The 14,168-nt window shown below is 58.6% G+C and carries 13 protein-coding genes; 8 read left to right on the top strand and 5 right to left on the bottom strand.

Features of this window, described 5'->3' with window-relative positions; all coding sequences use genetic code 11:
- Window positions 1-82 precede the first annotated feature (82 nt).
- The 5 genes from KYK14_RS00065 to KYK14_RS00045 all read left to right on the top strand — a co-directional run bounded on the left by KYK14_RS00065 (window position 83) and on the right by KYK14_RS00045 (window position 5,250).
- Window positions 83-646: a C40 family peptidase gene (locus KYK14_RS00065; RefSeq protein WP_219156038.1), complete on the top strand. Its 564-nt coding sequence runs from the start codon at window positions 83-85 to the stop codon at window positions 644-646.
- An 833-nt stretch (window positions 647-1,479) separates the two neighbouring features.
- Window positions 1,480-1,923, top strand: a complete 444-nt coding sequence (locus tag KYK14_RS00060; protein WP_208306277.1) for a DUF2147 domain-containing protein — start codon at window positions 1,480-1,482, stop codon at window positions 1,921-1,923.
- 131 nt (window positions 1,924-2,054) lie between these two features.
- Window positions 2,055-2,546 (top strand): DUF2147 domain-containing protein, encoded by a 492-nt coding sequence (locus KYK14_RS00055; protein ID WP_185283544.1) that lies wholly within the window; start codon window positions 2,055-2,057, stop codon window positions 2,544-2,546.
- 87 nt (window positions 2,547-2,633) lie between these two features.
- Window positions 2,634-3,260 carry a hypothetical protein gene (locus KYK14_RS00050; RefSeq protein WP_185283543.1) on the top strand — a complete coding sequence of 209 codons (627 nt, stop codon included), beginning with the start codon at window positions 2,634-2,636 and terminating at the stop codon, window positions 3,258-3,260.
- An 82-nt stretch (window positions 3,261-3,342) separates the two neighbouring features.
- Window positions 3,343-5,250 carry a T9SS type B sorting domain-containing protein gene (locus tag KYK14_RS00045; RefSeq protein WP_219156036.1) on the top strand — a complete coding sequence of 636 codons (1,908 nt, stop codon included), beginning with the start codon at window positions 3,343-3,345 and terminating at the stop codon, window positions 5,248-5,250.
- Between the two features lie 86 nt (window positions 5,251-5,336).
- Here KYK14_RS00045 and KYK14_RS00040 read toward each other — a convergent pair whose 3' ends face one another.
- The 5 genes from KYK14_RS00040 to KYK14_RS00020 form a co-directional block, all read right to left on the bottom strand.
- Window positions 5,337-8,144, bottom strand: coding sequence for a M16 family metallopeptidase (locus KYK14_RS00040; protein WP_219156034.1), 2,808 nt, complete (start codon window positions 8,142-8,144; stop codon window positions 5,337-5,339).
- A 156-nt stretch (window positions 8,145-8,300) separates the two neighbouring features.
- A complete protein-coding gene (locus KYK14_RS00035) occupies window positions 8,301-8,720 on the bottom strand; it encodes a GNAT family N-acetyltransferase (protein WP_208306274.1) in 420 nt (139 codons plus the stop codon).
- 155 nt (window positions 8,721-8,875) lie between these two features.
- Window positions 8,876-9,523 (bottom strand): cytochrome c oxidase subunit 3, encoded by a 648-nt coding sequence (locus KYK14_RS00030; RefSeq protein WP_185283539.1) that lies wholly within the window; start codon window positions 9,521-9,523, stop codon window positions 8,876-8,878.
- Between the two features lie 128 nt (window positions 9,524-9,651).
- Window positions 9,652-9,993: a hypothetical protein gene (locus KYK14_RS00025; RefSeq protein ID WP_219156032.1), complete on the bottom strand. Its 342-nt coding sequence runs from the start codon at window positions 9,991-9,993 to the stop codon at window positions 9,652-9,654.
- Window positions 9,986-10,219 (bottom strand): hypothetical protein, encoded by a 234-nt coding sequence (locus KYK14_RS00020; protein WP_185283537.1) that lies wholly within the window; start codon window positions 10,217-10,219, stop codon window positions 9,986-9,988. Before KYK14_RS00020 ends, KYK14_RS00025 begins: the two co-directional genes overlap by 8 nt.
- 183 nt (window positions 10,220-10,402) lie before the next feature.
- On the opposite strand from KYK14_RS00020, the gene KYK14_RS00015 reads away from it, so the two are divergent.
- The 3 genes from KYK14_RS00015 (at window position 10,403) to ligA (ending at window position 14,024) form a co-directional block, all read left to right on the top strand.
- On the top strand, window positions 10,403-11,143 hold the full coding sequence (locus KYK14_RS00015; protein ID WP_219156030.1) for a TapB family protein: 741 nt from the start codon (window positions 10,403-10,405) through the stop codon (window positions 11,141-11,143).
- Between the two features lie 165 nt (window positions 11,144-11,308).
- A complete protein-coding gene (locus KYK14_RS00010; protein ID WP_219156028.1) occupies window positions 11,309-11,785 on the top strand; it encodes a DUF4920 domain-containing protein in 477 nt (158 codons plus the stop codon).
- A gap of 118 nt (window positions 11,786-11,903) precedes the next feature.
- Window positions 11,904-14,024: an NAD-dependent DNA ligase LigA gene (gene ligA / locus KYK14_RS00005; protein WP_219156026.1), complete on the top strand. Its 2,121-nt coding sequence runs from the start codon at window positions 11,904-11,906 to the stop codon at window positions 14,022-14,024.
- Window positions 14,025-14,168: the final 144 nt, after the last annotated feature.

The following is a 14,168-nucleotide window of genomic DNA, read 5'->3' as shown; positions in this document are numbered from 1 at the left end:
AGCCTACCTACTCGTCCGCGCCTACCCCGTCGGAACCCCTACCCGCTGGTTGCCGTTAGGCTGCTTACTTCCCTACCCTCTTATGCGCTACGTCTGGATAACCTTTCTGAGTTTGGTAGCCGTGCTACTGGCCGTGTTTCTCTGGCCACGCCCGGCAGCTCCTTCTGCTCGCGTGGCGCCTACCCAAGCCGTGCCGGTGGTAGCCGTTGTGCACCGCACGCCCCGCGCCCCTACCCCCGTAATGAGCGACCGGGCTGAGGCCATCATCCGCTTTGCCGAGCAGCAGTTGGGCACGCGCTACTGCTACGCCGGCACCACGCCCGCGGGCGGTTTCGACTGCTCAGGCTTCGTGTACTACGTATTCAAGCAGTTCGATATCAGCGTACCGCACTCCACCGCGCAGCTCATCAGCGTGGGCCGGCCCGTGGAGCGTAGCCAGGCCCGCCCCGGCGATATTGTGGTGTTTACGGGTACGGCTGCTACTTCCACCACGCCCGGCCACGCGGGCATTGTGCTCTCGGAGCCCGGCGAGCCGTTGCGTTTCATTCATTCCTCCTCGGCCCGCCGTGAGTCCGGCGTAAAAGTCAGCCAGGTAGAAGGCTCCGGCTACGAGCGCCGCTTCATGCAAGTGCGGCGGGTGCTTTAGAATAGTGAAGGTATGAGATGGTGAAGTTGTGAATAGGCAAGCGTCTATCATCCTGAACGCAGTGAAGGACCTTATGCCCCAAGAACGAGTCGTTGTTACGCTTGTCGTTCTGCCGTGATAAGGTCCTTCGCAAGCTCAGGATGACAGACGCCTTCTTATTATACAAACTCAAGTACACTTCTCTACCCCACAAACTCTCAACTTCACCATTCTAAAAAAGCGATGCCCGGTACTGCCTGTGCAGGCCTACTGAAAGGCTGCTGGGCAATACCGGGCATCTAATCCTTCAAATCTTACCAAGCGACGGGTCTGGGGTACAGCCCCGCCATCCGTGAGATAAGACCTTGCCAGAATGCGGGAGCACGCCCTGCTGGGCTAACAAGTGCTCCGCGCGAAAAGCTGTTATTACGCGCGTCCGGCGGTGATGCGGACTACATTCGACAGGCTCGGCAGGATTTGGTTGGGACTACTAGACATTTTGTACCTCCTTTCTTTACGTTCGACATAACCGTTGTTCGCGCGGCCCAGCACCTTAGGGCTGCTTGAACAGGGCTGTAGCACTCGCTACTGGTCTGTAAAGTTAAAAGCCCACCGGATGGTTCAAAATAAAAACCCTACTATTTTACCCCCTGAAGCTACTGCCCTGAGCATCAGCACGTTTTTTTCAGAAAAAAGATGTCTTTCTTTTTGCTATCGTCTGATTGGTAAGCTGGCGTTATGTTTGCATCCTAAGCATGGTACTCTGGCGCGGTCTGTTTGCACTCAATTGCTTTGATCGTTTCATGGTTTTCCTCTATCTTTTTTCCCCGAACCCACCACTCTCTATTATCACCATGAAAAAGATGTTGTTTCTCTGCCTGGCAATGCTGCTGGGTTTCACTACGCTTGCTACGGCCCAAAGCCTCTCGCCATTGGGCATATGGACAAACTCCGAGAAAAAGGCCACGTTTGAAATTTACAAGTGCGATGGCAATAAGCTATGCGGCAAAATTGTGTCGTTGACCGTACCCAACGACCCTAAAACCGGCAAGCCCAAAACCGATACTGTAAACCCCGACCCTAAGCTGCGTAGCCGCCCCCGCCTGGGCATGGTGTTCATGCAGGGCTTTGAGTACGACTCCGATAATAAGTGGGACGATGGCAAAATCTACGACCCCGAAAGCGGCAAAACGTATTCCTGCTACATCAAAATGCTGAACGCAAATACCATGGAAGTGAAGGGCTACATCGGCTTTTCGCTGATTGGCCGCTCCCAGACCTGGACGCGGGTGAAGTAACCGACGAACTTATTTAGCAGGCAGCGGCGTTTCCAGCGGAACGCCGCTGTTTTTGCTTATATTCAACCGGTTACCGCCCTGGCGTAGCTACACTCTCTTTTCTTACGTAACCAGTTTGTTTCCCTGCGCCTATGCCCATCCTTCCCCGCCCCATTGCCAGTGCCGTTCCTATGTTTTCTATCTGGCTGCTCTGCCTGGGCATGTTGCTACCACTGATGGGTCAGGCGCAGGCACTGTCGCCGGTGGGGATGTGGGAAGACGACTCGGGGGAGGCCCGCGTGGAAGTGAGCGTGCGCGACGGTGAGCTGACGGGCCGCCTGATTTGGATGCATCACGCCATTGACCCCAAAACCGGCCAGCCCCACCTCGATGGGCGCAACCCCAACCCCACGCTGCGCACCCGTCCGCTTCAAAACTTGGTGGTGCTGTACAAAATGCGCTATAACCCCGACTCGGGCCGCTGGGAAGACGGCGAAATCTACGATCCGCACAGCGGCCACTACTATTCCTGCTACCTGCACATGGAGTCGCGCGACCGGCTGGAGGTGAAGGGCTATATCGGTTTTTCGCTGCTGGGCCGCTCCCACTATTGGCACCGCCTGAAACCCGGCACGGCGCTGTAATTGCGCAGCCTTCCGACGCCCCTACCCGGAAACTATTTGCAAGGTCGAGTGTTCTTTTGAAACTCCGAACTTGCTTTCCTTCCACCCTTGCGTCGTTTTTTCAAACAGCTTTTTGGTTCTACTGCTGCTGCCTGTCAGGCCGAGTGGCAGCCGTTGGTGCGTACCAATGTGCAGCAGCAAGCCTACGCCCGCTGGGTGGAGCAACGGGTGTACCTGAACTGGATGGGGCCATTTTTCAAGGCCTATCACTTTCAGAAAACCAACGTGCGCGGCCGGGGGCTGCGCGTGCAATTGTTGAGTGAGGGTGGCCGGCAGGGGGCTCTATTTTTCTATGATCCCAGCATTGGATCTAATTTTCAGCACCTGTTCGACTTCATTCGCGACCGGGTGCTGGCGCTGGGCTACCACCTCTCTACCTCTGACCGGCGCCGCCTACCCCACCCCGAGTACACCGAAACCATTGAGAAGCACTTTCTGAAGCCCACGCCCGGCGACTGCCCCGATACGGGCCGCTGCAACCAGCGCTTCGGCAACGTGACGGTGGACCTGGTTCGCATCAACGACCAGCCAGGCTTTATACGGTTTGTGAGCAACCCCTACCACGATACCATCTTTGCCCCGGCGCATACCTTCGATGAGCTGCTGGATGCCGTGTTTAACCTACCCGCAGCCAGTGCAACTGAGCAGGCGTGCGCCCAGCAGTTTCTTAAATAGCACCAGCATCTGGCCTATTATGATTTGCCGCGCCGAAGCAGTATCTTTTCAAGGAAAAATATCCTTGTCTTAAGATGGTGCTATGGCTTGTTTTCTACGCTTGTTAGGGAGTGGTGGGCTGCTTATGCTGTTGCTGCTGCTGAGCTTTTCAGCAAGGGCCACGCACATTGTGGGAGGAGAGATGGACCTGCAATATGTATCGGGCAACAATTACCAGCTGACGCTCACGCTCTATTTCGACGCCATCAACGGCAGCCCTGGCGCACTGGATAACGACCTGACGGCTGGTATTTTCGACAAAGCCACCAATGGGTCGATGCAGAATGTGGTGCTGCCGCTGGTGGAGAATACGTACGTGGCCTACACCAACCCGGCCTGTACGTCGCCCTCGCTTAGCACACGCAAGCTGGTGTATCGTAGTGTGGTGCAGCTTTCGCCCAACGTGTATACCGGCGCCCAGGGCTACTATGTAGCCGTGGAGCGGTGCTGCCGCAACAACGGCATCAGCAACATTGTGAGGCCGGGCGAGTCGGGCCAGACGTTTTACCTGGAGTTTCCGGCGGTGCTGCGCAACGGCCAGCCCTTCCGCGACTCCACGCCCCGCATTTTTCCGCCTCTGAGCGACTATGCGTGCTTGGGCGAGTTGTTTTACTACGACTTTGGCGGCCAGGACCCCGATGGCGATTCGCTGGTGTATGAGCTGGCCACGCCGCTCAACGGCTACTCCTCTACGCGCGTACCCAAGCCGGCCACGGCTACTTCAGCGCCCTACCCCACCATCAGCTGGGGTCCAGGCCGCAGCGAGCAAAGCCAGATACCGGGCGCGCCTACCCTCACCATCAACCGGCGCACGGGGCGGTTAGAGGTGCGTCCTACCCAGCTGGGGTTGTTTGTATTTGGTATCAAATGCTCGGAGTACCGCAACAAGGTGAAGATTGGCGAGACGCGGCGCGACTTTCAGTTGAAGGTGATTACGTGCCCTACCAATGCCGACCCGACGATTACCGCGCAGGCCCAACTTGGCAACGCTACCTACCTGCCCGGCCGCGACACCATCCGGCTGGTGCCGGGCGGCAACCCTTGCGTGCGCCTGCGCTTCACCGACGCGGATAATGCCTCGGCGCTGTCGCTTTCCTTGCAGCCCGTCAACTTCACGGGACCCCTACCCAGCATATCACTCCTACAAGGCATGGTGCGCGCCACTGGCATGCCCGACACCCTCATTTCGCAGTTGTGCTTTCCTACCTGCTTCGACACAAAGGGCCAGGTGTATTACCTGAACGTGATTGTAGCCGACAACGGCTGTAGTCTGCCCAAGCGCGATACAGTGCAACTGGCTATTCTGGCCCAGCCCGCGCCTACCCATACGCCCGAGTTAACTTCGGTGCCTACCTTGATGCAGGACAACAACACGCCCCTGGTGATACGCGTAGCCCCCGGCAGTGTGTATGAGGCAAACCTCACGGCCACCGACGCCGACAACGACCCCCTGACCCTTACGGCAGCCGGCACTGGCTTCGATATGGCAGCGGCCGGCATGAGTTTCGTGCCGACGAATGGTAAGGGGCGGGCTACAGGCGTGTTTCGGTGGGAGGCGTCTTGCTCGGCGGCGCTCCTGCAACAGATGGAGGTCACCTTTCGGGTGCAGGAAAGCACGTGCTACCCGCAGCCCCAGGTGCAGGTGGTGCGCTTTGAAGTAGTCAGCCCCGACACCCTGGCGTTTCTGCCGCCCAATATCATCACGCCCGGCAACCACGACGGCAAAAACGACGAATTCACCCTACCTACTCTCCCACCTGACTTCTGCGACAACCGCTTTGCTAACATCAAGATTTTCTCGCGTTGGGGCAACGAGGTATACAGCTCCGCCGACCGCAACTTCCGCTGGGACGGCGGCGGCCGCCCCGCCGGCGTGTATTTCTACCTGATTGAGTACACCAACAAGCGCCGCTTCAAAGGCATGCTGACGCTGGCGCCTGCCTATCAGTAGCGAGGCTTTGATAATCTACTAGCAAAATCCCCGATCGTGCAGCACGATCGGGGATTTTGTTTATTAACTCACTTCTATCACTTACTCTAAGGCTTAGCCGGTGGGGCCGAGCGGTAGGCGGGTTCTTTCGCTTTCTTCTCGGCCAAGGTCTTCTTGGCTTTCTCGAAGTCGCCGGCTTCCACGAATACCAGTTTGTTGTAGTCGAGGTATTTCTTCACGGCGGCATTCACCTGCTCGGGCGTGAGGGCGGCTACTTTCTTCTCGAAGTCGGCGTCCCAGGCCAGGGTGCGGTTCAGGTCGAGGTAGGAGTTCAGGCGGCCGGCCAGGGCATCGTCCTGGGCCCGCGATACGGAGCGGCTTTGCAACCAGCCACTCTTGGCCGCTTTAATTTCGTCGGCCGAAAAGCCAGTTTTCGACATCGTAGCAAATTCCTCCTGAATGGCTTTTTCCAAACGCTCGTTGTTTTCGGGGTTGTAGATGGCGTACACCATGTAGGAGGCCAGCTTGTCGCGCGAGTCGGCACTCACCTGCGAGCCGATACCGTAGCTGATGCCTTCTTTCTGCCGCACCCGCGTAGCTAGGCGCGAGTTCAGGAAGCCGCCCCCGAACAGGTAGTTGCCCAATACCAGCGCGGGGTAGTCGGGGTCGTCGTCGCGCATGGGTAGGTTGAAGCCGGCCACGTACACGGCGTTGGCCTTATCGTTGGCCTGCACCGACTGTTTGCCGGCCTTCACATCCTGGTAGTTGCGCACGATGCGGGCGTAGGGCTTGTTGGCTTTCCACTTGCCCAGGTCGGTTTTCACCAGCTTCTGCACGGCTGCTTCGTCGGTGGCGCCTACTACGGCCACGGTGGCGTTTTCGGCGCCGTAGAAGTCTTTGTAGAATTGGCGTACGTCGTTTACCGTCGTGGCTTTCAGTGCGTCAATCTCTTCGTCAAAGGTCATCACGTACAGCGGGTGGCCCTTGGGGTAGGGATTCAGCACGCGCTGGCTCGTGTTGAACGCAATGGCATCTGGCTCCTGTTTCTGCGACTCCAGCGAAACCAGTCGCTCCTGCTTCAGCTTATTAAACTCCGCCTCCGGAAACGTCGGATTCTTCAGGTAATCGGTTACAATCTTCATCACGGCCGGCAGGTTTTCCTTCGAAGCTTCCACCACCACCCCGGCCGACTGGCTGCCGCCGTACACGTAGGCGCGGGCTTTCAACTTGTCCAGTTCGTCGCGGATTTGCTGATAGGAGCGGGTTTTGGTGCCGCGCTCCAGCATGGAGGCCGTGAGGCTGGCTAGGCCGGGTTTGTTGGCCAAGCTCTTTTCGTCGCCGTAGCGCAGGGTGAGCTGCACGTTCACGCTGTTACCGCGGGTGCTTTTGGGCAATACGGCGTATTTGGTGCCTTTGCCCTCCTCGCCGCGCTTGGTGCGGGCCTCAATGTTGGCAGGCGAGGCATCGAAGGCTTCGCCGGCGGCTACGGCTTTCTCGCCCTTGTAGTCCTTCACCAGCGCCAGCACGTTGGGCGTTTCCGGGATGTCGGAGCGGTCGGGTTTCTGCTCGGGGATGAAAGTGCCGACGGTGCGGTTCGAGGGTTTCAGGTAGGCGTTGGCAACGCGCTGCACATCGGCGGGCTTCACCTTCCGGATGTTGTCGCGGTAGAGGAACACCAGGCGCCAGTCGCCGGCCGCAATCCACTCGCTTAGGTCCAGCCCTACCCGGTCCGTGTTCTTAAACAGCAACTCAATGCCCGTGAGTAGCTTGGTTTTGGCGCGGTCTACCTCCTCGGCCGTGGGCTCTTTAGCAGAGGCCATATCCAGGGTGTGCAGCATGGTAGTGCGGGCCGAGTCCAGGGACTGTTCCTTTCGCACTTCGGTGTAGAAGAAGGCAAAGCCGGGGTCATGCAGAGCGGGCGTCCAGCCGTAGGTATAGGCAGCTTTCTTGCTGTCGATGAGCGCTTTATACAACCGGCCCGATGGCTCGTTGGTCAGCACGTCCATCAGCACGTCGAGGGTAGCATAATCGGGGTGGGCGCCGGCAGGGGTGTGGTAGGCTACGGCCACGCTCTGCGCGTCGCCCACGCGGCGCAGGGTCACGCTTCGCTCGCCGTCCTGGGTAGGCTCGGTGGTGTAGGCCTGGGGTAGCTGCCGGGTAGGCTTCTGAATGGGGCTGAAATACTTATCCACCAAAGCCAGCGTCTTGGCCTCGTCCATCTTGCCGGCTACCACCAGCACGGCATTGTCGGGCTGATAGTATTTCTGGTAGAACGCCTTCAGGTTGTTAATCGGCACGCGCTCAATATCTTCCTTCGAGCCGATGGTGGACTTACCGTAGTTGTGCCATATATAAGCCGACGACAGCACGCGCTCCATCAGCACCCGGCTCGGCGAGTTTTCGCCCATTTCAAACTCGTTGCGCACCACCGAAAATTCCGTGGCCAGGTCCTTCGCATCGATGAAGCTGTTCACCATACGGTCGGCTTCCAAGTCGAGGGCCCAGTTCAGATTTTCGTCGGTAGCCGAGAAGGTTTCGAAGTAGTTGGTGCGGTCGTACCAGGTAGTGCCGTTGGGGCGGGCGCCGTGCTCGGTCAGCTCCTGCGGGATATTTTTGTGCTTGGCAGAGCCCTTGAAGGCCATGTGCTCCAAGAGGTGCGCCATACCCGTTTCGCCGTAGCCCTCGTGCCGCGAGCCTACTAGGTAGGTGATGTTGACGGTGGTAGTCGGCTTGGAGTTGTCGGGAAACAACAGCACGCGCAGGCCATTTTTCAGCTGATACTCCGTGATGCCTTCCACCGATGCTACGCGGGTGAGGCCTTCGGGCAGCTTGCTTTGCGCCGCCGATGGCAACGCAGTTGGTAGGAGCGCAGCCACCAGGGGCCACAGTCGGATAAAAGAACCAAAACACCGCATAAGATAGTAGTTATGTGAGTAGGTTAATACGCTGCATACTACTTACTATCTATCTAGAAACAAACACTATACGGCAATATTCATATACTATTTGAAACAGTCTATTTCTTCCGCAACACAGTGTCTTTTTCGCCACTAATCAGGCACGCCACCTACTCACACAAGCGCTTTGCGCAGAAAGTAGCGAGTGAAGCCGGTGGGGTAGTTTTCGAGTTGTCCGAACACGGTGTAGCCTTGCTTCAGGTAAAAGTCTTTGGCTTGAAACCCGAACGTATCGAGGTGGGCGTGTTGGCAACCGCGCTGCTTAGCGGCCTGCTCGGCCTCTTGCAGCAGGCGGGCACCTAGGTCTTGGCCGCGTAGCGCCTCCGGCACAAACAGCAGTTCTACAAACAGCCAATCGTAATAGGTGCGCCCCCACAAACCGCCGATGGTTGCGTCTTGCTCATCGAGGAGCAGCACAGCCAGCAGTTGCGATTCGCCAGGCACTTGCTGCCGGTTGTATTCCTGCAATCCTGCCAGAATTGGCTGGCGGGTGGCGAGGTCAGGATCAGTAGTCAGGAGCAGGCGTGGTGGCATGGAAGCGTGTTATAACTAGTTACCACAGGACTTCCGAACGGAGTCGTGTACTAAGAAAGGGCCTTAAGTTAGATGAACGAATCGTTGTTACGTCGGTCGTTCATCTAACTTAAGGCCCTTCGCGTTGCTCAGGATGACAAATAACTAATTTCAGCCTAATACAAGAATAGGAACGCACAGAATAACAGCACCCACAGCCCATCCACAAAGTGCCAGTACGTGCTCATGAGCTTGAGCTGCAAGCGGCGGTACGGGTCGCGGATAAACAGCAGCGTGCGGATACTGTCGCGGGAAGCGTGCTGGGCGCGCAGGAACAGCAACATCAGGAAGAGCACGCCACCCAACAGGTGCATGACGTGAATAGCGGAGATGAGGTAGACGTAGGTACCGCTGGGCTTGTCTCTGAAGAAGACGCCCTGCACCTGCAAATCATGCCAGCCCAGCGCCTGCAAGCCGGCAAAGGCCAGGCCTAACAGCAGCGTAGCCCCAAGGCAGCGCGCCAGATTCGTAACGTCGTCTTCGCGGTAGAGGCGTTGGGCCTGGCTGAGCGTGTAGCTGCTGGCCAGCAATACCACCGTACTGATGGAAAAGTAACGCGGAAACGGGTGTAGCCCCGCCGGCACCCCGCTGGTGTAGCGCGTGTGCGCGTAGGCCGATATCAGCACCACAAACAAAACCAGGCTACCCACCAGCCCCAGGTAGAGCAGCAGCAGCGACAGGGGCACCCGGGCGGGACGGGTGGAGGGGGTAGGGCGATTGGCCCCGATTCGTCCCTGGCGTTCTTTACCGAAATCAGAATTCATTACAGAGCAGACGTAGCAGCATACGGTTGGGCAAGTTATTTCAGGGACCTTTAGTTCCGTGGCAAACCCATTGAGCCTTTTGCCAATATAAACAAAACCACCACGGATTACCGCTTGTTTTCGTCGGCTTAGCTGCGAAAGAACGACCCGATTTTGCCCAGCACCGCGTGAAAGGTGATACTCGGGCGTTTCCCTTGCCCAAACGTAACGTAGGTTTTGCCGCTCACGCGCAGTTCCAGCACCAGTCCCAGCCGTTTGGCCAGCTCATGCAGCTGCTGCAAGGGGTCGGGTTTGGGGCCGGGGGCGCGCGGGGGGGCGTTGGGGTCTTTGGGTGGTCCGCTGGTGAGCTTGTCGAGGACGCGCTGGCTGGGCACGTTCAGGATGAGGTAGGTGCCGGAGGCTGCCAGTTGCAGCTCGTCGCCCTCTATCGTAACGGTCAGGCGGGCGTCTAGTTCGAGGCCGCTAGCCAAGGGACGAGGGCGTGGAGCCGGGGGTAGGATTTTCGCCGCGCGTGCGGATGCGCAACGAGCCATTGATGCGCCAGGTGGCGGGTGCGCCGGTAGGGTTTTGTGGGTTCGGCACCTGCACTTCTATTTGATCGAAAGCGCAGGACAGCTCGACCCCGCCCGAGAGCTTAGATAATACGGAAGCAGCCATATCGGCCCAATTGGTGGTAGGAGCGGCAGAATCAGCCATATAGATTTTGGTAAGAAATTTGGGTAGAAGCGTATTCGAGACACGTTGGCTGTAAGCTACGGCCCTGCCCCGGCAAACGCAAAACACCCCACAGGGTTGTCCCAAGCGTAACTTTCGTCCCCCCGTCTCGCGTATGGAGCATAACAGATAGCCTCCTACCCATATTGTATTTTTCCTCCTTCTATGCCTTTCATTTTCACGCGTCCGGCCGCGCTGTTGGCACTCCTGCTTGGTGCCAGTGCCTTCGCCCCTACCCGCCCTCTTTTGGAAGGCCCTACCCCCTTCCGTCTCGCCGATAACGTCGAGCTGGTATATAACTTGTTGGATGCGAAGGGCAAGAAAACCGGCTATATCACCCAGCGTGTGGTGCTGCTCGGCTCTGAAACCAACAAAAAACAAACGCTAACTACCACTACCGCCCTACTGAAAAGCGGTACCTACGACGCCAAAAACCGCTTGGTGCGTTTGCAGGACCTCACCTATGCGGCGCACCGCGACACGTCCTTCACAGATGGCACGGCCGAACTGCCACCCGATGCGTTGCGCCGGTTTCGGGACCGTATCTACACCTATCAGCCTACTCGCTTGGCCTGGCCCGATAACCCTACCGTGGGCTCGCAACTGCCCGATGGCGGGATAATGGTGCAAGTCAGCAGTTCGGCGGTAGACATTGCCAAAGTACAGGCCATGCTCAAAAACCGGCGGGTTGTGGGCGGGCCCCAACCCGTGACCACGCCCGCCGGCACCTTTCAATGCTACAAGGTAGAAGCCGAGCGTGACCTGACCACACGGGCGCGTGCCGACATGGCCATTCGCAAAGTGGAGCGCGAAGTAACGTATTATGATCCGGCCGTGGGCATTGTACGCACCGAGTACTACGATCGGGATAAGCTGCGCGAAGTGAAGGAGTTGGCGAAGCGGTAGGCCAGCACCTGTGGCGCGCTGATGTGCGGTTTGTTTGCTATTTTGCAACAGTATGTCCTGATCGTCAGCCTTTCTCCTATACAATACCCGGGCTATGGCGGTGGCGGTTTCACCTTACTTTTCATCCCACTCCCGATGCGCTTTTTGCTTGTAGCTGCCTGTAGTTTGTCTTGCACCCTGGCCGTAGGGCAAGTCGATAAATCGTCTAAAACCGCCAAACCCAGCACGCACACAGCGCTGCTGGCTACCACACAAGCGCATACCTACGGCACGCCCGTGACGCCCGCCGGCGCCGTGCCAGTGCAGCAACTCAAAACCGTGCTGGCCGGCCGCGACTCGGCCCGCGTGAAGCTGGTAGGCCCCATTGCCGACGTGTGCAAGGCCGAGGGCTGCTGGCTAACCATGCAGCCCGCCCCCGGCCAGATGATGCGCGTGCGCTTCAAGGACCACGCCTTCCTTGTGCCCAAAGACATCAGCGGCAAAACGGCCGTGATAGAAGGCATAGTAGTGCACGAAACCGTATCGGTGGCCCAGCAGCGCCACTACGCTGAGGATGCTGGCAAATCGAAGCAGGAAATTGCGGCCATCACCACGCCCGTGGAGCAATACAACTTCATTGCCGACGGCGTGCGGGTGCAGTGAATGGTGAAATTGTGAGGTGGTGAAATGGTGAGTTTGCCGTTTTTGCGACGCAACTTGCAGTATCTGCGCGGCGAGAATTTCAAACTCACCCTCTCACCACTTCGCACTTTTCACTACTATGCCTAGTATTCAGGAACAGATAGCCACCCTCACGGCCCGCCTGCACCACCTTAATTATCAGTATTACCAGAACGACGTGTCGGAAGTGCCCGACCAGGAGTTCGACCAGATGCTGGCGGAGCTGGCAGCTCTGGAAAAAGCCTACCCCGAGCTGGCCCTACCCAACTCGCCTACCCAGCGCGTGGGCGGCACCATCACCAAGCAGTTTCCGACGGCCCTGCACCGCTACCCCATGCTCAGCCTGGGCAATACCTACTCGGAGGCTGATTTACGCGACTTCGACGAGCGGGTGCAGCGCGGCCTGGAAGGCGCCGAGTACGCCTATGTGTGCGAGCTGAAGTTCGACGGCGTGGCCATGAGCCTCACCTATAACAACGGTCAGTTGACGCAGGGCGTCACGCGCGGCGACGGCACCCGTGGCGACGTGGTGACCAGCAACGTGCGCACCATCAAAAACCTACCCTTGCACCTGCGCCACGCCGGCCCCACTCAGCCCGAGGAGTTTGAGGTGCGCGGCGAAATCTTTATGCCTCAGCCGGTTTTTGCGGAGTTGAACCAGGAGCGCGAAGCCAACGGCGAAGCCCTGCTGGCCAACCCGCGCAATGCCGCCAGCGGCGCCCTCAAGCTGCAAGACTCGGCGCTGGTGGCGGCGCGGCGGCTGCGCTTCTTCGCGTACAGCTACCTCAGCCAGGGCCGCGACTTCCCTACCCACAGCGCCGCCCTGGAAGCACTGCGCTCCTGGGGCCTGCCTGTGTCGGACACGTGGCGCAAGTGCCACTCGTTGGACGAGGTGCTGGAATTTATCCATCATTGGGACAAGCACCGCTTCACCCTCCCCGTGGCTACCGATGGCATTGTGGTGAAGATAGACGACCTGCGCCAGCAGGAGCTGCTGGGCTACACGGCCAAAAGCCCGCGCTGGGCCATTGCGTATAAATACCCCGCCGAGGCCGGCCGCACCCGCCTGCGCGAGATACAGTACCAGGTAGGCCGCACCGGCGCCGTGACACCAGTGGCCCTACTCGACCCCGTGCCGCTGGCTGGCACCATCGTGAAGCGCGCCTCGGTGCACAACGCCAACCAGATTGCTGCCCTCGACCTGCGCCTGGACGACACGGTATTTGTGGAGAAAGGCGGCGAAATCATTCCCAAGATTACCAGCGTCGACCTCACGGCCAGGCCCGCCGACAGCCAGCCCATTGTCTACCCCACGGAGTGCCCCGCCTGCGGTACGCCGCTTATTCGGCCCAAAGGCGAGGCGCATTTCCGCTGCCCCAACGACCGGGGCTGCCCGCCCCAGCTGAAAGCCAAGCTGGAACACTTCGTGTCGCGCAAAGCCTCAGATATCGATGGTTTGGGTGCCGAAACCGTGGGCCGATTCTTCGACCTGGGGTTGGTGACGGATGCTGCCAGCTTATACGAGTTACCTGGCAAGGCCGACGAACTCGCTCAGTTAGAGCGCATGGGCGAGAAATCAGTACAGCGCCTGATTGCGGGCCTGGAAGCAAGCAAGCAGGTGCCATTTGACCGGGTGCTGTTTGGCCTGGGCATTCGCTACGTAGGCGAAACGGTGGCCGAAAAGCTAGCCGCGCACTACCGCACGGTGGAGGCGCTAGGCGCGGCTACCGCCGAGGAGCTGGCCGCCGTGCCGGAGGTAGGCGGCGTCATTGCCGAATCGGTGGCGGCGTGGTTTCAGGAGCCGCAAAACCGCGAGATGGTGGAGCGGCTGCGGGCGGCAGGGGTACAGTTGGCCCTCACTGGCGAGGCGCCCAAGGCCCAGAGCGACCGGCTGGCCGGACAAACCTTCGTACTGTCGGGCGTGTTTGAGCAGCACAGCCGCGAGGAGCTGCAACAACTGATTCAGCAGCACGGCGGCAAGGTAACGGGCAGCATTAGCAAGAAGCTGAGCTACTTGGTGGCCGGCGACAAGATGGGTCCTGCCAAGCGCGAAAAAGCTACAGAATTGAAGGTGCCCATCATCTCCGAAACCGACCTACTGGCGATGCTCCCGGATGCCGCTACCCTCCCCGACTCCGAGGCCGAAGCCGCCGCCGATTCGGCGCTGGATGCCCTCGCTGCCCCGACCCTACCGCAGGGCGGCCAAGGGTCGTTGTTCTGATTGGCATAAGTGACGCGTCGCTATACAGCAGCTCTGTCACTAAATGTTGATCAGTATCACGTATAGCATTCTGAACCTTGTTGTTACTAAGTTTTCTTATAGAAGTTGATTTAGAAGTTGTTTGAGTTAGTTGTTGCACGATGT

The sequence above is a fragment of the Hymenobacter profundi genome (genome assembly GCF_019334315.1).
GTDB lineage: Bacteria > Bacteroidota > Bacteroidia > Cytophagales > Hymenobacteraceae > Hymenobacter > Hymenobacter profundi.
Note: the sequence above shows the minus strand (reverse complement) of the source record. Positions and strands in the feature narration are given on the sequence as shown.